At 58.3% G+C, this 19,983-nt stretch carries 19 protein-coding genes and 2 pseudogenes; 9 read left to right on the forward strand and 12 right to left on the reverse strand.

What is annotated here, in order from left to right:
• Positions 1-89 precede the first annotated feature (89 nt).
• The 5 genes and pseudogenes from wrbA to ABFT80_RS15370 all read left to right on the forward strand — a co-directional run.
• The gene (gene wrbA, locus ABFT80_RS15350; protein WP_347972782.1) at positions 90-716 is read left to right on the forward strand and encodes an NAD(P)H:quinone oxidoreductase; all 627 of its coding nucleotides are present in this window, start codon (positions 90-92) and stop codon (positions 714-716) included.
• A complete protein-coding gene (locus ABFT80_RS15355) occupies positions 716-1,942 on the forward strand; it encodes an MFS transporter (RefSeq protein ID WP_347972783.1) in 1,227 nt (408 codons plus the stop codon). Before wrbA ends, ABFT80_RS15355 begins: the two co-directional genes overlap by 1 nt.
• Positions 1,943-2,277: 335 nt before the next feature.
• Positions 2,278-2,754: a MucR family transcriptional regulator gene (locus ABFT80_RS15360; RefSeq protein ID WP_347972884.1), complete on the forward strand. Its 477-nt coding sequence runs from the start codon at positions 2,278-2,280 to the stop codon at positions 2,752-2,754.
• A gap of 166 nt (positions 2,755-2,920) precedes the next feature.
• Complete coding sequence (locus tag ABFT80_RS15365) at positions 2,921-3,163, forward strand: type II toxin-antitoxin system HicB family antitoxin (RefSeq protein WP_347972889.1); 243 nt, start codon at positions 2,921-2,923, stop codon at positions 3,161-3,163.
• Positions 3,082-3,489, forward strand: a pseudogene (locus ABFT80_RS15370) (recombinase family protein); the annotation flags it as partial. The gene ABFT80_RS15365 and the pseudogene ABFT80_RS15370, both read left to right, overlap by 82 nt.
• 246 nt (positions 3,490-3,735) lie before the next feature.
• Here ABFT80_RS15370 and ABFT80_RS15375 read toward each other — a convergent pair.
• The 3 genes and pseudogenes from ABFT80_RS15375 to ABFT80_RS15385 form a co-directional block, all read right to left on the reverse strand.
• The gene (locus ABFT80_RS15375; protein WP_347972784.1) at positions 3,736-4,095 is read right to left on the reverse strand and encodes a type II toxin-antitoxin system RelE/ParE family toxin; all 360 of its coding nucleotides are present in this window, start codon (positions 4,093-4,095) and stop codon (positions 3,736-3,738) included.
• Positions 4,079-4,354 (reverse strand): ribbon-helix-helix domain-containing protein, encoded by a 276-nt coding sequence (locus tag ABFT80_RS15380; protein WP_347972785.1) that lies wholly within the window; start codon positions 4,352-4,354, stop codon positions 4,079-4,081. The genes ABFT80_RS15375 and ABFT80_RS15380 overlap by 17 nt, the downstream gene beginning before the upstream one ends.
• Before the next feature lie 224 nt (positions 4,355-4,578).
• A pseudogene (locus tag ABFT80_RS15385) lies at positions 4,579-4,735 on the reverse strand (cold-shock protein).
• Positions 4,736-4,904: 169 nt separating this feature from the next.
• Here ABFT80_RS15385 and ABFT80_RS15390 point away from each other — a divergent pair.
• The 4 genes from ABFT80_RS15390 to ABFT80_RS15405 all read left to right on the forward strand — a co-directional run bounded on the left by ABFT80_RS15390 (position 4,905) and on the right by ABFT80_RS15405 (position 10,498).
• Entirely contained in the window at positions 4,905-4,952 is a 48-nt protein-coding gene (locus ABFT80_RS15390; RefSeq protein ID WP_347972885.1) for a hypothetical protein, read from the forward strand.
• Positions 4,953-5,274: 322 nt separating this feature from the next.
• Positions 5,275-8,109: a cadherin-like beta sandwich domain-containing protein gene (locus tag ABFT80_RS15395; protein ID WP_347972786.1), complete on the forward strand. Its 2,835-nt coding sequence runs from the start codon at positions 5,275-5,277 to the stop codon at positions 8,107-8,109.
• Positions 8,106-9,371, forward strand: a complete 1,266-nt coding sequence (locus ABFT80_RS15400; protein ID WP_347972787.1) for an autotransporter outer membrane beta-barrel domain-containing protein — start codon at positions 8,106-8,108, stop codon at positions 9,369-9,371. Before ABFT80_RS15395 ends, ABFT80_RS15400 begins: the two co-directional genes overlap by 4 nt.
• A 263-nt stretch (positions 9,372-9,634) precedes the next feature.
• Complete coding sequence (locus ABFT80_RS15405; RefSeq protein WP_347972788.1) at positions 9,635-10,498, forward strand: NADPH-dependent oxidoreductase; 864 nt, start codon at positions 9,635-9,637, stop codon at positions 10,496-10,498.
• A gap of 12 nt (positions 10,499-10,510) precedes the next feature.
• Here ABFT80_RS15405 and ABFT80_RS15410 read toward each other — a convergent pair whose 3' ends face one another.
• The 9 genes from ABFT80_RS15410 to tauA all read right to left on the reverse strand — a co-directional run bounded on the left by ABFT80_RS15410 (position 10,511) and on the right by tauA (position 19,783).
• Positions 10,511-11,341, reverse strand: coding sequence for an ABC transporter permease (locus ABFT80_RS15410; RefSeq protein ID WP_347972789.1), 831 nt, complete (start codon positions 11,339-11,341; stop codon positions 10,511-10,513).
• A complete protein-coding gene (locus ABFT80_RS15415; RefSeq protein ID WP_455189947.1) occupies positions 11,334-12,173 on the reverse strand; it encodes an ABC transporter ATP-binding protein in 840 nt (279 codons plus the stop codon). Before ABFT80_RS15415 ends, ABFT80_RS15410 begins: the two co-directional genes overlap by 8 nt.
• The gene (locus ABFT80_RS15420; protein WP_347972790.1) at positions 12,154-13,155 is read right to left on the reverse strand and encodes an ABC transporter substrate-binding protein; all 1,002 of its coding nucleotides are present in this window, start codon (positions 13,153-13,155) and stop codon (positions 12,154-12,156) included. Before ABFT80_RS15420 ends, ABFT80_RS15415 begins: the two co-directional genes overlap by 20 nt.
• Positions 13,156-13,193: 38 nt before the next feature.
• A complete protein-coding gene (gene ssuD, locus ABFT80_RS15425) occupies positions 13,194-14,378 on the reverse strand; it encodes an FMNH2-dependent alkanesulfonate monooxygenase (RefSeq protein WP_347972791.1) in 1,185 nt (394 codons plus the stop codon).
• Positions 14,379-14,507: 129 nt separating this feature from the next.
• Positions 14,508-15,527: an isopenicillin N synthase family dioxygenase gene (locus tag ABFT80_RS15430; RefSeq protein ID WP_347972792.1), complete on the reverse strand. Its 1,020-nt coding sequence runs from the start codon at positions 15,525-15,527 to the stop codon at positions 14,508-14,510.
• 214 nt (positions 15,528-15,741) lie between these two features.
• On the reverse strand, positions 15,742-17,064 hold the full coding sequence (locus tag ABFT80_RS15435) for an LLM class flavin-dependent oxidoreductase (RefSeq protein WP_347972793.1): 1,323 nt from the start codon (positions 17,062-17,064) through the stop codon (positions 15,742-15,744).
• Positions 17,065-17,096: 32 nt separating this feature from the next.
• Positions 17,097-17,978, reverse strand: coding sequence for an ABC transporter permease subunit (locus ABFT80_RS15440; protein ID WP_347972794.1), 882 nt, complete (start codon positions 17,976-17,978; stop codon positions 17,097-17,099).
• Positions 17,975-18,748 carry a taurine ABC transporter ATP-binding protein gene (locus ABFT80_RS15445; protein ID WP_347972795.1) on the reverse strand — a complete coding sequence of 258 codons (774 nt, stop codon included), beginning with the start codon at positions 18,746-18,748 and terminating at the stop codon, positions 17,975-17,977. Before ABFT80_RS15445 ends, ABFT80_RS15440 begins: the two co-directional genes overlap by 4 nt.
• A 21-nt stretch (positions 18,749-18,769) precedes the next feature.
• A complete protein-coding gene (tauA, locus tag ABFT80_RS15450) occupies positions 18,770-19,783 on the reverse strand; it encodes a taurine ABC transporter substrate-binding protein (RefSeq protein WP_347972796.1) in 1,014 nt (337 codons plus the stop codon).
• Between the last annotated feature and the right edge of the window lie 200 nt (positions 19,784-19,983).

Below are 19,983 nucleotides of genomic sequence, written 5' to 3' on the forward strand. Positions count from 1 at the left end.
GATCATCTTTATGAATTTTATATCACTTAATCCGTTCGGAAATTTGGTGCAACCTCCGCGCCATACGAGATGAATGCGAGGTCACAGAGATGACGAAGGTGCTGGTGCTTTACTATTCCTCATATGGGCATATCGAGACAATGGCTTTGGCCGTGGCAGATGGTGTGCGTGAGGCGGGCGCAGCGGTGACGATAAGGCGCGTGCCTGAGCTTGTCCCCGAAGCGGTGGCGGCAAAGTCCGGATATAAGATCGACCAATCAGTTCCCGTCGCAACCGTGGCTGAGCTTGTCGACTACGACGCCATCATCATCGGAACGCCTACCCGCTTCGGCAATATGGCGTCTCAGATGAAGAACTTTCTCGACCAGACCGGCGGGCTCTGGTTCGAGGACAAGCTGGTCGGAAAGGTGGGCAGCGTCTTCACCTCTACGGGCAGCCAGCATGGCGGGCAGGAAACAACAATCCAGTCCACTCATACCGTTCTGTTCCATCTCGGGATGATCATTGTCGGGCTTCCCTACAGCTTCAAGGGGCAGATGCGGATGGACGAAATCACCGGTTGCTCTCCATATGGCGCATCTACACTGGCCGATGACGGCAAGGGCGGGCACCGTGAACCCAGTGAGAACGAGCTGGCAGGTGCCCGCTTCCAGGGGCGACATGTCGCGAAAATAACCGCCGCCGTCGTTGTCGGCCACGCGGCAAAGGTGTCGTGATGGACGCCATCACAACCACGGCCAAACCGTCTTCCACCCATTGGCCTGCGGTGCTTGTGATCGTGGGGTGTGGGGTCGCGGCCGCATTGCAGGTCGGCAAGGCGGCGATCGCAGCACCTCTGCTGCAGGCCGACCTTGGTATCGGCATGACGGCGATTGGCTGGCTGGCCGGGATATTCGCGGTGATCGGGGTTTTCGGCGGCATTCCGACCGGGGCGTTTGTCGTGCGTTTCGGCGCGAGGGGCATCCTCATCATCGGACTTCTGGTCACGGCAACGGGTGCCGCACTTGGCGCGCTGACTATCGGCCTTCCCAGCCTATTCATCGGTCGCGTTATTGAGGGGGGAGGCTTTCTTCTGGTGACGGTCGCGGCTCCCTCGCTGCTTGCGTCTGTTACGCGGCCATCTGACCGCGATCTGGCCTTTGCGCTCTGGAGCTGCTTCATGCCGGTCGGCCTGGCGACAGCTATGCTGGCAGGGCCGCTGTTTGAGGACTGGCGGATGATGTGGTGGGCGAGCAGTGCGCTGGCGCTGGCTATCTGCCTGGCTGTTCCTGTCGCCATTCCCGCCAGCGCGCGAGGCCGGTCCATGTCGTGGAGTGGCTTGCGCCATGCCACGATGGCTGTGTCGAGCGATCGGGGGACCGTTGGGCTTTCAATCACGTTCGCGCTTTATAGCCTGATGTTTTTCGCCGTGTTCAGCTTCCTGCCGGTCTTGCTTATGGAGCGGCTGGGCGTATCGCACCAGGCAGCGGGATGGCTCGGTGCGCTGGTGTCAGTCGTAAATGTCATCGGCAATCTGGCGGCGGGCCTGCTTTTGTCCAAAGGTATCAGCCGGCCTGCATTGCTGATCGCTGCGTGCCTCGTGATGGGACTGGCCGGCTTCGGCATCTTTCTCCCCATATTGCCAAGCAGTGCCGCCTTCTTCCTCTGCTTCCTGTTCTCAGCTGTGGGCGGGTTGATCCCGGCAATCCTGTTGTCCTCCGCATCAATCGTGGCGCCGGCAGCCGGGCTGGTGCCGGTGGTTTTGGGCCTGATCGTGCAGGGCAACAATCTCGGCCAGATTCTTGGTCCGGCAGCTATCGGAAGCGCACTTGATTGGTTTGGCTGGGAATCGGCCGCATACATTGTGGCGGGTGCCGCCGTGATGACAGTGATCGTGGTGATCTCGACGCTAGGGCAGCTCGGAGGAGGGCGTGTCAGCAATAGACGTGGAGATCTCCAATGAGCATCGACTTTAATCACCACCATCCTGGCGACACGAGACCCGCACCGGTCGGCCCTGTTTTTGGCCAGAATGCTCGGATTGCAGCCGCCGCGCAAATGGGGCCGTTCAGGATGGTCACCACCAGTAGTGGCGTCAATCTCGGCCAAAAAGAAGTCGTTATTCACTGCCTACTCCCAGTCTCTCCAAAAATCATGAGCCAAAGGATGGTTGCAGCGCGTGTCATGCATCGCTCGAAAACAGGGCGGAAGTTTCGACCTCCATCAACAATGCGATTGCTTGCGTCACCAGTTTCAATGGCTTACCCATCCGTCGAGAATTTTCGAAAAGGTGACGTTATGGCTAATGAACTCCTGAATTTGAAAAGCGACACTCAAATTGAACTGACCGCAGAGATTGTGTCGGCTTACGTTTCTAATAATCCGGTACCGGCTGCGGAGGTCGCCAATCTCATAGCCAGCGTTCATGCTTCAATCGCATCGCTAAGCAAGGAACCGGAACCAGAAACTGAGCCTCAGAAGCCCGCTGTTTCGGTCAAGAAATCCATATCCGACGATTATTTGATCTGTCTTGAAGACGGTAAACGCTTCAAATCTCTGAAGCGTCACCTCATGACACATTACGGTCTGACGCCTGACGCATATCGGGGGAAGTGGGGCCTTCCGAAGGACTATCCGATGGTTGCTCCAAGCTATGCGGCCGCGAGGTCTCAGCTCGCAAAAAATATGGGGCTTGGACGACGAGCCGGCGAGACCGTTACAAAGGTACCTTCGAAGGCCGCTGCAACACGTGGTCGTGCGAGGAAATCGGCTTAAGCTGCATCATCCATATGTTCGACATGGCCTGGAAATCGAAGGTACTCATGCCCTCGCAACCGACCCCGGATACGGACAAAGGTGCGGTTGCCAGCATCCGTAAATGGCTGGACGAACAAGGAGTAAAGCCATGAACAATGTCGTTTAAATCAACGGCGAGAAAGCGGTGATCGCTTTCGATCCCGAGATTCAGATGCTGCGCGGCGAGTTTGTTGGTCTGAATGGCGGGGCCGACTTCTATGCCGAGAGCGTCCACAATCTGATCGAGGAAGGCCGCAAGTCGCTGGCCGTCTATCTCGAGATGTGCCGGGAAAAGGTATCGAGCCGCGCGGCCTGCAACTGGTCGAGACCTTCATTGAACCGGGCGCGTCGGCGACCAATGACCGCCGCCCCGAGTTCCAGCGCATGATCGAGGCGGGAACGTTCAAGCCCGCGCCCTTCAATATGGTCGTGGTCCATTCGTTCAGCCGGTTATTCCGTGATCACTTCGAGCTTGAGTTCTATGTCCGCAAGCTGGCGAAGAACAGCGTGAAGCTGGTTTCGATCACACAGGAAATGGGCGATGACCCTATGCACGTCATGATGCGGCAGATCATGGCGCTGTTCGATGAATACCAATCCAAGGAAAACGCCAAGCACGTCATGCGGGCCTTGAAGGAGAATGCGCGGCAAGGCTTCTGGAACGGCTCACGCCCACCCATCGGCTATCGCGTCGTCGCGGCCGAGCAGCGCGGAGACGTTCGAGGCGGCTCAGAAGTTGCTCAAGGCCCGCAATCCCTAGGTCATGCCGTCCCGCGTCATCAGTGCGCGATCAAGGCACGGCAGGGGGCAGGTCGATGTCGAGGCTGGTCGGCCCATTTGGACTGCCTCCAAAAGACGATAGGAATCAACAGGTAAAGTTGAATGTAATTGCCTTGTTTCGAGGGCAATCGGGTTCTGTAGCTTTGGAACTGGTCTAAATCATCGACGTTGCAAGGGTCTTTACAGTCCTTCCGCTCGACCTAGCATTCTAATCAGCATTCGGCGCTTATGGTCCTGTCCTCCAAAGAATATGGCCAGAATCCTTACCGGCTGCTGTTCTTCCAGAACGTCAAAATAGAATATGGCTCGATGTTTTGTCACGTTTCGGATGCCATCCCCCAGCTCGGGGCGGAGGGTGCCCTGAAACGGTGCGTCTGCGATCCGCTCCATGGCTTGCACGATCTCCGCAATACGAGATGATGCGTGTGCGAACACTGTCTCCGGATCATCGCCAAAATCAATTCCGGCAGTAATGAGAAAATCGAATATCAGTTCCAGATCAGCCGCAGCAGCTTCGGACCGTTCAATCCGAAAGGCCATATTCCGCCTTTTTTCTGTTGATCATATCCAGGGTCTGACGACGGCCTTCTTCCAGACTAACGAACTTGCCGGCACGGCGCTCCGCAAGCAGTACACTCAGTGCTTCTGTGTGGGATCGTCGAGCTTCCGTTTCATCGCGCAACATCTCCAGCCCATGCTGGATAGCCGCACTTACGCTGGAAAACCGGCCTTCAGCCACAAGATTCCGTACAAAGGAATCTTGTGATTCGGTTAGTGAGACAGACGCTTTGACACTCATCTTCGATCTCCTTTCGGCACCAGGATATGCTACTCAGTGGCATACAGCAAGAATCTTCGCTTCCATGGCACCGAAAACGCCAACTCGCCGTCGAGACTCGCGAAGGGACAGCTGGAATGAGAGGAGGGGGAAGGGCCGGGAGAGGAAATCGCACCGAAGGTTCGATCCTCATCAAGACCGCCTGATATTGTGTCGACCCACCAGTGGCGGTTTGGCTGGCAACTTCAAAGAACCGTGACGTTCTCAGCTTTTGATTTGCCAGTCTTGCAGTTCTGGCCAATGTCAAAGCTCACCTTCTGGCCATAGTGAGTTGCCGAAGCCAACTGCAGAGATATGAACGAATACGTCGGGGCCAAGATTGTCCGGTAATGAGCAGGAGATTTCGGCACTGGCGCTACACCTCCTTCGAGCTTCGCTCGTGACCGGCCAGCCCCATCGCCACTGTTGCGCTTGCTCTCGACGATGATGCTGTACCCGGAACATTGACGACGAGCTCGCCGTCGCCCTGGGCAAGCGGCAACTGTTCGAGCGCTTGGTTGAACTGGATGCCGTGCGCGAACTTTCCGGCCGCGACAATTTTGAGATTTTCGGACTGTAGCCGTGGCCCGCCGCCTCTCCGCGACGAGGCTGGCCTGGCCGAAGCTAAAATTTTGGACTGCCTCGCCAAGTTGCGGCGCGGTGTGAAGATAGTTTTTGCTTGAACTGCAAGAGTGGACGCCGAGCGTCCACTTAGCGTCGGGTCCATCCCGCGTCGGCATTGAACAATGGTTGTGGCGCGCGCAGCTCGCATTCGATGCGCCCGACCCGGTTTCCCAACGGACGAACTCACAGCCAGCCCTTTTCAACAACCATACCGTGTGTATTGATTTTCCGCCAGCCACCCGTCATTGTGCGCGCGGGCTTAAAAGGGCGGTATGGGGATGACGATGCGGGGCGGCTTCGGCGCGGTTTTCGGACGCGTGGGTTTTTTCTTTTTTGTGCTGGTGGCCTGCGTTCAGATTGCGCTGACCGCACCGGCGTCGGCGCAGCAGCCCACCGCCAGTGATTTCACGGTAACGGCGCCCTATGGTTCGACGAGGATAGACTACAGCTTTGCGGGCCACGCGACCGGAGGGACCTATCGGGTTGATACCGACGATTACAGTCCGTTGGGGCCCTCCTCTTCGGCGCTTATGGTCAGCAGCGACCCTGCCTTCTACGTGTTCTTCCAAAGTCCGGGATTTATCGGGGCCGGGACTGTCCGATACTGGACATGTACGTCTTACCAGCAATGCACCGGCGCCGATCGCGCGGACGGGACGATCACCTTCGTGCCGACGGGCGCACCTACGCCCGTCGTGACATCCGTGGCTGTTCCGGTCAATGGCAGCTACAGGGCTGGCGATCCGCTGCAATTCACCGTCAACTTCGATCTCGACGTCACGGTCACCGGCACGCCTCGAATCGCGCTGAATGTCGGTGGGGGCCCGCGCTATGCGGATTATGTCAGCGGGAGCGGCACCAGCGCCCTTGTCTTCACGCACACGGTGCAGCCCGGCGATATGGCACTGAGTGGCATCGCCGTTACCGGCCTGAGTGCCAATGGCGGCACGATCAGAACCGCCGCTCAGATCGATGCCAACCTTGCGTTGAACAACATAGCCAGCACTGCCGGCGTGCTTGTCGACACGACGCCGCCGAAGCCCACTGCCAATGATTTCACGGTAACGGCGCCCTATGGTACGACAAGGATAGACTACAGTTTTGCAGGCCACGCGACCGGAGGGCGCTATCAGGTTAATGGAAGTGCTATCTTTCCGTGGGGGAACATTAAAACGGTTCTTACAGGCAGCACAGACCCTGACGAGTTTTATGTGGATTTCCACAATCCGGGATTTGTCAGGGCGGGGACAGCCCCATACTGGACATGTACGTCTCAGCAGCAATGCACCGGCGCCGATCGCGCAGACGGGACAATCACTTTCGTGCCGACTGGCGCACCCACGCCTACTGTGACATCCGTGGCTGTTCCAGCCAATGGCACCTACAAGGCCGGCGATCCGCTGCAATTCACGGTCAACTTCGATCGCGACGTTACCGTTACCGGCACGCCTCAAATCGCGCTGACGGTCGGCACGGTCACGCGCACTGCGGACTATGTCAGCGGCAGTGGCTCCAGCGCCCTTGTGTTCAGGTACAGCGTGCAGGCCGGCGATCTGGCGCCCAACGGCGTCGTTGTCGGAACCTTGAGCGCCAATGGCGGCATGATCAGAAGCGTTGCTTACGCCAATGCCAACCTTGCCTTGAACAATACCGGCAATACCAGCGGCGTGCTTGTCGACACGACATCGCCGGAGGTGCAGGCCGTCAGTGTCGTCGGCAGCCCTCCGTCCGACGTGGGAAACGTCACGCTTGAGATCGTGTTTTCCAAGCCTGTGACGGGGTTCGCGGTGGGGAGCATAACGCCCCTTCCGCCGGCTGGAGGCTCTGCGGCCCTGACCAATCTGCGCACGAGCGACAACATCACCTATCAGGTGGATTTCGGCATGACCGTTCCCGGCACTTACGGCATCCAGATAGCGGCCGGCTCGGTCACAGATGCGGCGGGGAACGGCAACGTCGCCTACACCAACAACTCGGTGTGGGTGCGCTTTTCGGATGATGCCAGCCTGTCCTCGATTGTGTCCAGCGCAGGCGCGCTCAGCCCCGTCTTCGCTCCCGGAACGCTGAACTATACGCTCGCCGTCGATCACGACACAGAAACCCTGACGCTCACGCCGCTCGTATCGAACAGCGACGCGACGGTGACGGTCGACGGCCAGGCGGTCGCCTCGGGCAACGCAAGCCAGCCGGTTCCGCTCTTGGTGGGAGCCAATGTGATCACCATTCTCGTGACGGCACATGACGGCACGAGCACACAGACCTATACGGTAACGGCGACGCGTGCGCCTTCGGGCGACGTCCGGCTAACCGGTCTGGCGACGAGCGCAGGAACGATCGATCCCGCCTTCGCGCCCACTGTTCTCGGCTACGGACTGAATGTCGGCCATGAGGTGGACAGCCTCTCCGTCACACCGACGGTGGCCGAGGCGACTGCGACGGTGACGGTCAACGGCCAGGCGGTTGCTTCGGGCAGCGCGAGCCAGCCGGTGGCGCTTGCGGTCGGAGCGACGCCGATCCGCATCGACGTGACCGCTGCAGACGGGACGGTGCTTTCCTACCTGCTGACGGTCAATCGCCTTGCCGCGTCGAACGCCAGTCTCGCGGCATTGTCGATCGGCGCCGGCGCGCTGGAGCCGGCGTTTTCACCCGGAACCTCAAATTATACGGTCAATCTCGATCACGACACTGAAAGCCTGACATTCACACCGGCGGTAGCCGATACCAACGCCACGGTGACCGTAAACGGACAGGCAGTCGCTTCCGGCACTCCCGGTCAAGCACTGCCGCTCGCGGTGGGGACGAATGCGGTCTCCATCGTGGTGACGGCGCAGGACGGTATGAGCACGCAGACCTATACGGTGACGATCGTGCGCGCAGGCTCGGCCAATGCGAACCTCGCGGGGCTCCTGCTCAGCGCAGGCACGCTGGAACCGGCATTCGCGCCGGGTACGCGGGCATATTCGGTCACCGTGGACCACGGGGTCGAGATGCTGACGCTGACCCCGACCGCCGCGCACGCCAACGCCGCCATAACCATCGCCGGCCAGCCGGCCGCCTCGGGTGCCGCCAGCCAGCCGGTGCCGCTCGCCATCGGCCGAACACAGTCTCCGTGACTGTGACCGCCCAGAACGGCAGCACGAGCCTGATCTATACGGTGACCGTCACGCGCGCCGAGGTGCCACGCCCAGACCCGTCGCAGGACCCCGAGGTCATCGGCCTGCTGAACGCGCAGGTTGGTGCGGCGCGCCGTTTTGCACAAACCCAGACACGCAACTTCGGAAGCCGGCTCGAACAGCTTCATAATGAAGGCGACCGGCGTGCATCGAGCATGAGCGTCCGCTTCGGCCTGCAGCAGAACAGCTCGGTCAGCCCCGCGCAGCGGGAACTCGAACAACTGACGGCCGCGCGCCAGGACGCCAGCGGCGGCCAACAAGCGGCGCAGATGCCGGGAATGCTTGCCTATGGGGCGAGCGACGCCACCCCGGCATCGCGGGCCTCCACGGCGAATTCGGAGCTATCGTCTTCCTCACCGTTGATGGCTCCTGATTTTGGACCGTTCGCTGTCTGGTCGGGAGGATTCGTAAATTTCAGCGAACGCGACAGCGGCGGCATTGATCTCGACTCCACCATGGTCGGCGTCAGCGGCGGTGTCGACTACCGCTTCTCGGAGCGGTTCGTCGGTGGTTTCGGCGTCGGCTACAGCAGGGATCAGACCGATATTGGTTCCAACGGCACGGGAAGCCGCGGAACAGCCTTCAGCGGCGCCCTCTACGGCAGCTACAAACCGGTCGATAACTTCTTCATCGATGGCCTCATCGGCGCAAGCCGGCTGGATTTCGACTCGAGGCGCTTTGTCACCGCCAATGGCGATTTCGCCGAGGGTAGCCGCAGCGGCGCGCAACTCTTCGGTTCGCTTGCGGCATCGTATGAATTCCGCGGCGCGAAATGGCTGATTTCGCCCTATGGGCGGGCCGAACTCTCACGTTCCTTGCTGGATGGATTCACCGAGAAGGGCGGCGGGATCTACGGGCTGACCTATGGCGATCAGACGATCGACACCCTGTCGGGTGTTCTCGGCATTCGAGCGAGCTATGCGTTCGATATGGATTGGGGTGTCCTGACCCCTGGGGTTCGGGCCGAATACACCCATGACTTCGATGGATCGTCGCGGGCGAGCATTGGCTATACCGATATCGGCGGGCTGCCCTATGCGATCGACATCGATCCGACCGTTCGCGACTATGCCACACTCGGCCTTTCGCTCGACATGGGCTTCGACAACGACTGGAACCTCGGCTTCGACTACCGGACAAGCTTCGGCGGATCGGGCAACCAAGACCATGCATTCGGTGCCAAGCTGGGAGTAAGGTTCTAGACACCTGAATCTGAAGTTCGGTTCATTGCGGCGGGCTGACTGATTTCATCGATCTGGTCGTGCCTGAACTGCGCCGGCGCGGGCTGTTCCGCTCCGAATATGAAACGACGACATCGCGTGGAAATCTCGGTCTCCCTAATCCGCGAACGTTCACGCAGCCCGCGAGGCGGCGGAATAGAAGGCGACGTGGAGCATTATGCGCATACGCTCGTGGCCTACACGCTGCTAAGTTACATTCACTATTCGCTTTCAGGAGTATAGGCATGAGCGTCGTAGACGTGATCCAACCCCACGATACACTTCTGGTTGATAAGGACGATCAGCAGGCGGCCTATCGCCAGCGGTATCGCGAACCGCTCCAGACCGCGAGGGGTTGGAACGACACGATTGCAGGCTTGCTCGATCATCGTTCCGTGCGCGCTTTCCATCCTGACCCGCTGCCGAAGGGCACGATCGAAGCGATTGTCGCCGCTGCGCAATCTGCGCCGACATCCTCCAATTTGCAGGCGTGGAGCGTGGTTGCCGTGCAGGACCCGGCTCGCAAGGCCCGCCTTGCCGAGCTTGCGGGCAACCAGAAGCACATCAAGGATGCGCCTTTGCTACTCGTCTGGGTGGCCGATCTTGCGCGCGCCGGAAACATCGCGGCAGCAACAGGCCGCGAACTTGAAGGGCTTGCCTTCACAGAGACTTTCCTGATTGCCAGCATAGATGCCGCGCTCGCGGCGCAAAATGCTTTGGTTGCAGCGGAATCGCTTGGTTTCGGCACCGTCTATGTCGGCGCGTTGCGCAATCATCCTGCCGAGGTGGCAGCCGAGATCGACCTGCCGCCATCGAGCTTTGCAGTGTTTGGGCTGGTGGTCGGCTATCTGGACCGATCTGTGCAAACGGCGGTCAAGCCGCGTCTGCCGCAGGCAGCGGTGCTTCACTATGAGCGCTATTCGCAAGATGCCCAGCAGGAAGCCATAGCGCGCCACGACCGCCACACTTCGGCGTTCCGCGCCGAACAGGGGCTTGATCCCGCATCGTGGAGCGAGCTGGTTATTGCGCGTCTGCAAACCGTTGCGGCACTGAAAGGCAGGCATCTTCTACGCGATGTGCTGAACCGCCTCGGCTTCCCGCTCAAATAGCAGCGCTGTTGATCAGCGCTGCATTCCCCAGCGGCGAACAGTCAGTCGCTCTGTAAGCCGGAAGATCACGCCTTCGACTAACAGGCCAATGATGATCACGAGCGCCAATCCGGCAAAAACCTTGTCGGTGAAAAGCTCGTTGCGGTTGCGGAAGACGTACCAGCCGAGACCACCGGAACTCGAAGAGACGCCGAACACCAGTTCGGCCGCGATAAGCGTGCGCCATGCGAATGCCCAGCCGATCTTCAAACCATAAAGGATCGATGGAAGGGCCGCTGGAATAAGGATTTTCACGACATAAGCTGGTCCCTTCAGGCCATAATTGCGGCCCACCAGGCGTTGCGTTTCCGGTACTCCGTCGAAGCCTGACAAAGTGGCCAGCGCAAAAGGCCAGAGCACCGCATGAACGAGCACCACCAGCAGGCTTGTTTCACCAAGACCGAACCAGAGCATGGCAAGCGGCAGAAGCGCGATTGCCGGCAAAGGATTGAACATCGCGATCAGGGACTGCAGCGTCTCGCGGATGAAGGCGCTTGTTACGGCGAGCGACACGATGACAAGTGCAAGCGCGATTGCGATTGCGTAGCCCTTGAGGAGAACCGACAGGGAGCCCCATGTAGAAAGCAGCAAATTCTCGTTGAGAATTGCATTCCACAGCGCCGACATTGTCGCGGTGAAGGTCGGAAACAGGATCGGCTTGGCATTTATGGTCGCCGCAATCTGCCAGATCGTAGCGAGGGCGATCAGGATCAGTGTCTTTCGCACGAATCCCGATTTCCAGAGATTGGCTGCGAAGCGGGGCAAACCAGCCGCATCGCTGGAGGGCGACACGACGCTAGACATTGGCGAGTTCCTTATGATTTGCCGGCCGCTTGAAAAGCAGATCGTGAACTTCGCTCGAGACATCCTCGAAGCGGCGATTGCCATACTGCTCCCAGCCGAATTCGCTGGTGTCGAAGCTGGCGATGGTACGGCCCGGATGCGGGCTTAAGAGATGCAGCTTCGTCCCGATGAGGATCGCTTCCTCGATCGAGTGCGTGACGAACAGTAAGGTAAAGCCGATGTCTTCGGCTAGTGCGAGAAGGTCCTGCTGCAACTGCTTGCGCGTAAGAGCATCCAGCGCTGCGAAGGGCTCGTCCATGAGCAGGATATCGGCATCAGTCACCAGCGCGCGCGCAATCGCCGCGCGCTGTTTCATGCCGCCTGAAAGTGTATGCGGGTACGCATCGAGCACACGCTCCAAGCCTACTTTGCGCAAGGCAGTATCGGCGCGGTCGCGAATTTCTACCTTGTTGAGTTTTTTTGACACACGCAGCGGAAATTCGACGTTCTGGCGCACCGTTTTCCAAGGCAGTAGCTGATCGAACTCCTGAAACACCACGATGCGGTCCGGTCCTGGCCCCTGTACTTTGCGGCCACGCACTTCGATTACCCCTGCCTTCGGCTTGATGAACCCCGCCACTGCCTTGAGGATCGTCGACTTCCCGCAGCCTGAAGGCCCGAGAAGAACAAGGCGTTCGCCCTCACCAACCTCAAGCGAGACATCCTCCACGGCGCGCACGGTGCCATGATCGGTGGAATAATCGATCGTCAAATTGCGAGCTTCGAATACAGGTGGCGATGCCGGCCGTTTTTCAGCAGGGGCGAGCATTGGATCAGCTGCCTTCTTCGCCATGAAGATCTTCGAACGTGTAGTCCTTCCAGCTTTCGGCCTTCTTGCTGATTGCGCCGGTTCGATGAAGGAAATCGGCGAATTTGAATGAGGCCGACGGCACCAGCGTGTATCTGGAATCCGGCGACTCCAAGAGCGACTGCACGAATTCCGGTTCGAGGCTCGACTGCTCGACACGGATATATGTTTCGGCGGCTTCTTTCTTGTTGGCTTCGATCCATGCCGACGCTTCCTTGAACGCCTCGAAGAACGCCTTGTAGGTCAGTGGATTTTCCTCGCGGAATTCCGTCGTCGAATAGACATAGGTCGGCGTCACCGGCCCGCCGAGTACGTCATAGGACGAGAAAACGCGATGGATTTTCTCGTCTTGCAGTGCCCGTTCCTGGAAAGGCGTATTCGACAGATGCGAATTTACCTCGGTCGCGCCGGAAAGCAGCGCATTGGTGGCGTCCGGATGTGGCAGCGTAACGGTGATATTATCGAGCCTGTTGTGATTGCCTACTCCGAATTCCTGTTCAGCCGCGATTTGAAGAATTCTTGCCTGAACCGATACACCAACTGCGGGCAAAGCGATCTTGTCAGCAGTTGTAAAGTCGGCCAGCGTCTTGATTTCGGGATTTCTGGTGATGAGATAGTTCGGCTGGTTCGAAAGGCCGCCGATGATTTTCACGGCACCATCCGTGCGGTCCCACAATGTCAGGAACGGCCCGATACCGGCAGCGGCAATGTCGATCGCACCCGACAGGATGGCATCATTGACGGCTGCACCACCGCTGATCTTTGCCCATTCGACCTCGATTGAATCGAGGCCTACTGCCTTGGCATGCTTTTCGAGAAGGTTCTGATCGCGGATCACATGCAGTGGCAGATAGATCGTGCCGAACTGCTCGGAAATGCGGATTAGGCCTTCTGCATGCGCGCCAGTCACCGCAAACATCGAGGTGAGCATGGTGGTTGCGGCGATGGCTGCAAAAAATTTCTTCACGATATCGTCCCTCATTCGAAATGTTTGAAATTGTTGTGTCAGCCAGCAGCGGCACCGAGCTTTGATCCGCCATAATTGCCAACGGAAAATTCATTGGCGACGGCGTCGCGCAGCCCGTGACGGCCAGCGGTGATGCCCAGTTCGGGGAAGAGAAGCTCGGCGACGCGGTAAGCTTCCTCTAGATGCGGATAACCGGAGCCGATGATCGTATCGATGCCGAGCGCCTGATATTCGCGCAGGCGTTCGGCGATCTGTTTAGGCGTGCCGACCAGCGCTGTGCCAACGCCTGTTCGCACCAGCCCCACGCCCGCCCATAGGTTCGGGGCAACGACGAGCTTGTCGCGACGTCCGCCATGCAACTCGGCTTGGCGTTTCTGGCCGACCGAGTCCATTTCCTGCTGAAAGCGCTTGTAGGACCGCTCGATCTGCTCGTCCGAAATATTCTCGATCAGCTTGTCGGCTGCGCGCCATGCCTCCTCTTCCGTTTCGCGAACGATGAAGTGGATGCGCATTCCAAATCGCAACTTGCGGCCGAAACGGGCAGCGCGTTCACGTACTTGCTCGAGCTTTTCGCGCACCTGATCTACCGGCTCACCCCAGGTCAGATACATATCGACGGTTTCGCCTGCGAGATCCTGTCCCGCGCCAGACGACCCTCCGAAGTAAAGCGGCGGGTGCGGCGTCTGTACGGGCGGGAAATCGACGCGTGCGCCCTTCAAATTATAATATTTACCTTCAAAATCGACGGTCTCGCCGGTAAGCAGACGCTTCCATATGTCGAGGAATTCGCCAGCTTGTTCATAGCGCTCGTCATGGCCGAGATAGATGCCGTCACCGGCAAGTTCGGTGGGATTTCCACCGACGACGACATTGAGAAGAAGTCGCCCGTCCGAAAGCCTGTCGAGTGCTGCTGTCTGGCGGGCGGCAAAGGTTGGCGAGGTAACGCCGGGACGCAATGCCACCAGATATTTCAGCCGCTCCGTGACCGTTGCAAGTCCGGTCGCGGTGATCCAGGAATCCTCGCAGCTCTGGCCGGTGGGAAGCAGAACGCCCTCGAAGCCCAATTGGTCGACAGCCACCGCTATCTGCTTGAAATAACGATAATCCGGGCGCCGGGACAGATGCTCGGTGCCCAAATATGTTCCGTCTCCATGGGTCGGAATGAACCAGAAGAAATGAAGTGGATCAGAAGCGGTTTTGGGCGAAATTTTCGATATCGTCATGAATGAACTCCCGTGACGATACCGTAATTTTCTAATTTCGATAGAGAAGGTAGATTATTCCAAAAATAGCATCTTGAAGAGTTCGATATCCCCCTTGCGGCCGTTATTCAGGCGAGGTGCACAATCTGCTCAACCTGTTGCGCTGCTCGTTTCCAGCAAGTCGGCATAATGCCGACGTGCTACGTCAGGATGAGACCGTAACCGGCTCTTCAGCACATTGGTGCCGACATCGCGAAACAGCGGATTATCGGGATCGCTTGCAGCCCCGCGAGACTGGCTGGCCAATTCCTCCGGCAGATTGAGGTGAGGGATCGTCGCATCAAGTCTGGCACTGAAGAAGAACGGCACGGAGATACGGTCAGTTCCGGTCGGAGGCGTTAGCACCCGGTGCACAGTGGCTCGCAAGAATCCATCGGAGGCAAGCTCAAGCAATTCGCCGATATTGACGACGAGGGTGCCGTAGATGGGGTCAACGTCGATCCATTCTCCGTCATATTCCACCTGCAGGCCCTTATGCTCATCCTGCAAAAGCAAAGTCAGGAATCCGCCATCCTTATGCGCGCCGACACCTTGGTCGTCTTCTATGGAGTCGCGCCCGGGATAACGAACGATCTTCATGCGATGATTGGGCTGATCGGCGTATATCGGATCGAAGGCATCTTCAGCCTGATCGAGCGCAAGGGCGAAAGCTTTCAGCAACCTGATCGCGACATCCGTCACCCGTGCCTGCCAGGCCAATAATGCCGGTTTCAGCGCGGGCAGGGCGCTTGGCCATTGGTTCGGACCCTGCAGCCGGGTCCATGCGGGAATCCCGTTTTTCTGCTCGATCGCGTCACGTTCCACACCGATGTCGAGCTGCTCGCGCCAGTCGACCTTACCCTTGGTGAACTCGCCGCCAGCCCGCGTGTATCCACGAAACTGTGATGAGTAGACCATTTCTATTGCCAGCTTTTCAGCCTCGGGCAGCGCAAAAAAGTGTCGCGAGGCCGAAAGCACGTCGTGAATTTCTGAATGCGGAATGCCATGGCCGGCGAGGTAGAAAAAGCCGACATCGCGTGCAGCAGAGCGCAAGTCTGCCAGAAACAACCGGCGCTCCGATGCACCCTGATCGAAGCGGGCCAAATCAAGTATAGGCACTATTCGGGGCAACTTTTCCTCCTGCAGGAAAGCTGCGGAGCAAGGCACCAGATCCAGATGCCTGTCGCCGCCAGATTCTCTCATGAAAATACTGGCACGGCTGAGTTCTTAAGCACAGAAACAGCCGTGCGTGATGTCGGTCGGCAGGGGAATAAAGGCCTAAACGGGCGTGTATCGCGTTTAAGATATTCCGATAGCGGCGTGAAATTCGTTCTTCCAAGCCTCGTCAGAGGAAACGGCTCTTGGAGCGGGCTAGTCCCAGATTTTCGCGCAACGTTGAGCCTTCATATTCGCACCGGAAAATACCGCGCCGCTGCAATTCAGGAATGAGTTTGGTGACAAAATCTTCCAGCCCGACAGGAAGATACGGAAAGCTTACATTGAATCCGTCAGATCCTTCTTCAAGAAGCCACTGCTCCATCTCGTCCGCTATGCTTTCCGGCGTCCCAATAAAAGCCAGTCCTGAATAGCCGCCCAGCCTCTGCGCAAGCTGCCTGACCGTCAGATTTTCAGCCCTTGCCAAGGCGATGACCCGTTCGCGACTGGATTTGCTGGCATTGCTTTCAGGAAGCTCAGGAAGTGGCGCGTCTGAATCTAACGACGAGACGTCATGACCGAGCGCGATGGAAAGCGAGGCAATCGCACTTTCATAATAGACAAGACTGTCGAGTTTCGCCCGCCTGTCTTCGGCCTCTTGTTGCGTGTCGGCGACCAGCACGAGGGCTCCAGGCAGGATTTTGATGTCATCGCGGTGACGGCCCGCAGCTTCCGTTCTGGATTTCACATCTGCATAGAACGCCTTGCCAGCGGCGAGACTGTCAGGCGCCGCAAATACCACTTCTGCAGTCTCGGCCGCCAATTGCCGTCCGGGCTCTGATGCTCCCGCCTGAACGATGACCGGGCAGCCCTGTGGCGGCCTTGCAATGTTCAGCGGTCCGCGCACCGAAAGCTGGTCACCCTTATGGCCAAGCACATGCATTTTTTCGGGATCGAAATAGAGCCCGCTTTCCTGATTTCGGGTAAATGCATCGTCGTCGAAGCTGTCCCATAGGCCCGTGACGACATCGTAGAATTCGCGCGCGCGGGCGTATCGATGCGCATGATCTACATGCTCGTCACGACCAAAATTGCGTGCCGCATCCGGATTGGAGGTCGTCACGATATTCCATCCGGCGCGACCTCCGCTGATATGATCGAGCGACGCGAAACGACGTGCGACGTGATAGGGCTCGTCGAATGTCGTGGACGCCGTCGCAACCAGTCCGATTTTCTCGGTAACGGCTGCAAGAGCGGACAGAAGCGTGAATGGCTCGAAAGACGTGACTGTGTGGCTTCGCTTCAAAGCTTCAATCGGCATATTCAGTACGGCAAGATGATCTGCCATGAAGAAAGCGTCGAACTTCGCTGCCTCCAGCGTCTGGATCATCTTTTTCAGAAGCGGAAAGTTGAAATTGGCGTCCGCAACCGCGCCCGGATAACGCCAAGCTCCAGTGTGAAGGCTGACCGGGCGCATGAATGCGCCCAGCTTGAGTTTGCGTGGCTGCGTCATATCAAAGGGGTTCTCTTAGTTTGCCTGTTCGGTCAGTTTTCCCCGGACCACGGCACAAAAATCGTTTCAATGCGTCTTATCGCGAACTCGAAAACGAAAGCGGTGGCAGCGATGACAAAAATCCCGACGATCACGATATCGGTGACGAGAAACTGTGCGGCTGACTGTATCATGAAGCCTAGCCCTTGAGTGGCAGCAATCAGTTCTGCTGCGACCAATGTGGTCCAGCCGACACCCAGCGCTATACGCAGGCCGGTCAGGATAGAGGGAAGCGCTGCTGGCAATACGACGTGATAAATCACCTGTCCGCGAGAAGCGCCCAAGGCGCGCGCTGCGTTGATTTTTTCTTGTCCCGCGTTGCGCACGCCTGACGCCGCTGACAGGGCAATAGGCGCCAGCATCGCTATGGCGATCACCAGAACCTTGGACAATTCACCGATGCCGAACCAGATGATAACCAGCGGCAGATAGGCCAATGGCGGTATGGGCCGCAGAAATTCCAGAAGAGGATCGAAAATCCCTCTGCCGACGGGACTTAGGCCCACAGCCAGACCTATCGGAACGCCGAGCGCCAGCGCAGCCAGCAATGCGGAAAAGACCCGCCAGAGGCTCGCTTTTAAATGCACAAGCAGCGTCGCGTCCACATAGCCCTTGTCGATCAGAACGAAGAATTTTTTCGCCACGACCAGCGGTGAAGGTAGAAAAACAGGCGACACGACCCGAAGCTCGGCAGCAAGCGCCCAAACGAGCAGCAGGACCAAGACGGTCAACAGGCTGATGCTGCGTGCGCTCAGCGAGCGCTTTCGTGCTGGACCCGACCACGGCACGGCAGATGCATCCGGCACGACCCGCTTGGCCGAATGTTCGTTTGGCAAGCCGCGCTCAAGCGACGTGGATTGTTGCGCGATGCTCATGCCGCTTCTCCCTCGAATATCGCATCGGAAAGTTCTGCGCGTGTTGCGGCGAAGGAAGGATCAGCCTTGATGGATTTGAGCGGCTCTCCATCAGCGTAACGACGGCCGAAACCGGTTTCGATCCGGTGCGTGATGTGGCCGGGGCCTGGGGCCATGACGATGACGCTTGTCGCGAGAAGCAATGCTTCCTCGGTGCCATGCGTGACCATGAGCACACCGGCACCCGTTGTTGCCCATATGTCGAGCAACAACGTCTGCATTCTTTCTCGGGTCAGCGCGTCGAGTGCACCGAGCGGCTCGTCCATCAACAGGAAGTCAGGCGATGCGGCAAGCGCGCGGGCAAGTCCCACCCGTTGCCGCATGCCTCCGGAAAGTTCCCATATCGGCTTGCTGCCGACATCACCGAGCCGCACCTGAGAGAGCAAATCCAGCGCTCGCGCTTTTCGCTCGGCCCGCGCCACGCCGCGCATACGCAATGCGAATGCAACATTGTCCATCGCCGAGAGCCACGGAAACAATGCATCGTTCTGAAAAACGACGGCCCGGTCAGCTCCGGGCGAGATGACCGCCCGGCCGTCGACCGCAACCGATCCCGAAGCTGGCGTGATGAAGCCGGCGGCAACATTCAAAAGCGATGTTTTCCCGCAACCGGACCTTCCGGTAAGAACGACAAACTCGCCTGAAGACACGGAAAGAGACACGCGATCGACCGCAACCGACGACTGGCCTTCATAGCGAACGACCACATTGTTCAGTTTCAGCGTTCCCATCGCGCGCTCCTTGCAGATCGATCAGTTCGAGGCCGCGGCTTCGGTCGCATATTTGGAGGTCACGTAGTTTGCATAATCCGGCAACACTGCGTCGATGCGTCCTTGTTCCTTCAGGAATTCGGAGGTAGCAGCAACTGCCTTCACGGTGCCGCCGCCGAGAAAGTCGCTTGAAGCCTGATCGGTAAGTGATGGGAAAACATAGCCTTTGAGAAGCAGCGGAACATCAGTGACATTTGCGCCCGTCAATTTTGCGATCTTTCCAGCCTGTTCTGAAGATGTGCTCCAGGAATCCGGTGCTTTCAGGAATTCGGCATATGCAGCGCCGGTGACCTTGACGAAATCGGTGACGGCTTTTGGAGATTTTTCGGCAAATTCAGTCCGCACGATCCACGCGTCGAAAGTCGGCGCGCCCCATTCGGCGACCTTGGCGGAATCCACGATGATCTCGCCATTCGTACGGATTTGTCCCAGCGCGGGGTCCCAGACATAGGCGGCATCGATGTCGCCGCGTTCCCATGCTGCCGCGATTTCCGGAGGGCGAAGATTGAGGATTTCGACCGTTTTCGGATCCACGCCTTCATGCTTCAGAGCGGCGAGAAGGCTGTAATGCGTGGTCGATACGAAAGGTACCGCCACTTTCTTGCCAGCCAGATCAGCGATCTTTGCAATACCCGAACCGTTGCGTGCGACGAGCGCTTCGGATTCCCCGATCAGCCCGACGACGAAAATCGTCTGGATGGGCAGCTCACGGCTGGCGGCCGCAGCAAGCGGGCTAGACCCGACATAGCCAATGTCGATTGCGCCCGAAGCGATTGCTGCGATCACATCTGCGCCGGAATCGAATTTGCGCCAGTCGATCGTTGCGCCGAGCGTTTTCTCATACAGGCCATCTGCCTGTGCGACCTTCGACGGTTCAACGACGGTCTGATATCCGATGGTGAGCTTCAGGTCTTCTGCCAAGATGGGCAGTGTGAATGTAAGCGTTGCGAATGCGGCTAAAGCAGAAACTGCGGTTCGACGGTTGATTGCATCCATGAGGAGATATCCTTGGTTGGCTGAATTCCCGCTAATCATGGAGGGTTTTGTGAATCCGGGAGAGCCAGTCCATTCCAACTTCAGTGGGCCAAGAAGAAAATTCCTGCTGAACTTTAGCGGCGCACGCTATGCCGACAACGTAACTCGCGGCCATTCCTTGAGCGATGCTTAGAGATGTGATGACGCCATCCTACAAACCC

The organism is Foliimonas ilicis, from assembly GCF_039939195.1.
GTDB lineage: Bacteria > Pseudomonadota > Alphaproteobacteria > Rhizobiales > Rhizobiaceae > Foliimonas > Foliimonas ilicis.

What these genes read in the sequence shown, in the direction of transcription:
- wrbA (WP_347972782.1), top strand. Translation starts at nt 90, where the DNA reads ATGACGAAGGTGCTGGTGCTTTACTATTCCTCATATGGGCATATCGAG.
- ABFT80_RS15355 (WP_347972783.1), top strand. Translation starts at nt 716, where the DNA reads ATGGACGCCATCACAACCACGGCCAAACCGTCTTCCACCCATTGGCCT.
- ABFT80_RS15360 (WP_347972884.1), top strand. Translation starts at nt 2,278, where the DNA reads ATGGCTAATGAACTCCTGAATTTGAAAAGCGACACTCAAATTGAACTG.
- ABFT80_RS15375 (WP_347972784.1), bottom strand. Translation starts at nt 4,095, where the DNA reads ATGGCCTTTCGGATTGAACGGTCCGAAGCTGCTGCGGCTGATCTGGAA.
- ABFT80_RS15380 (WP_347972785.1), bottom strand. Translation starts at nt 4,354, where the DNA reads ATGAGTGTCAAAGCGTCTGTCTCACTAACCGAATCACAAGATTCCTTT.
- ABFT80_RS15395 (WP_347972786.1), top strand. Translation starts at nt 5,275, where the DNA reads ATGACGATGCGGGGCGGCTTCGGCGCGGTTTTCGGACGCGTGGGTTTT.
- ABFT80_RS15405 (WP_347972788.1), top strand. Translation starts at nt 9,635, where the DNA reads ATGAGCGTCGTAGACGTGATCCAACCCCACGATACACTTCTGGTTGAT.
- ABFT80_RS15410 (WP_347972789.1), bottom strand. Translation starts at nt 11,341, where the DNA reads ATGTCTAGCGTCGTGTCGCCCTCCAGCGATGCGGCTGGTTTGCCCCGC.
- ABFT80_RS15415 (WP_455189947.1), bottom strand. Translation starts at nt 12,173, where the DNA reads ATGGCGAAGAAGGCAGCTGATCCAATGCTCGCCCCTGCTGAAAAACGG.
- ssuD (WP_347972791.1), bottom strand. Translation starts at nt 14,378, where the DNA reads ATGACGATATCGAAAATTTCGCCCAAAACCGCTTCTGATCCACTTCAT.
- ABFT80_RS15435 (WP_347972793.1), bottom strand. Translation starts at nt 17,064, where the DNA reads ATGACGCAGCCACGCAAACTCAAGCTGGGCGCATTCATGCGCCCGGTC.
- ABFT80_RS15440 (WP_347972794.1), bottom strand. Translation starts at nt 17,978, where the DNA reads ATGAGCATCGCGCAACAATCCACGTCGCTTGAGCGCGGCTTGCCAAAC.
- ABFT80_RS15445 (WP_347972795.1), bottom strand. Translation starts at nt 18,748, where the DNA reads ATGGGAACGCTGAAACTGAACAATGTGGTCGTTCGCTATGAAGGCCAG.
- tauA (WP_347972796.1), bottom strand. Translation starts at nt 19,783, where the DNA reads ATGGATGCAATCAACCGTCGAACCGCAGTTTCTGCTTTAGCCGCATTC.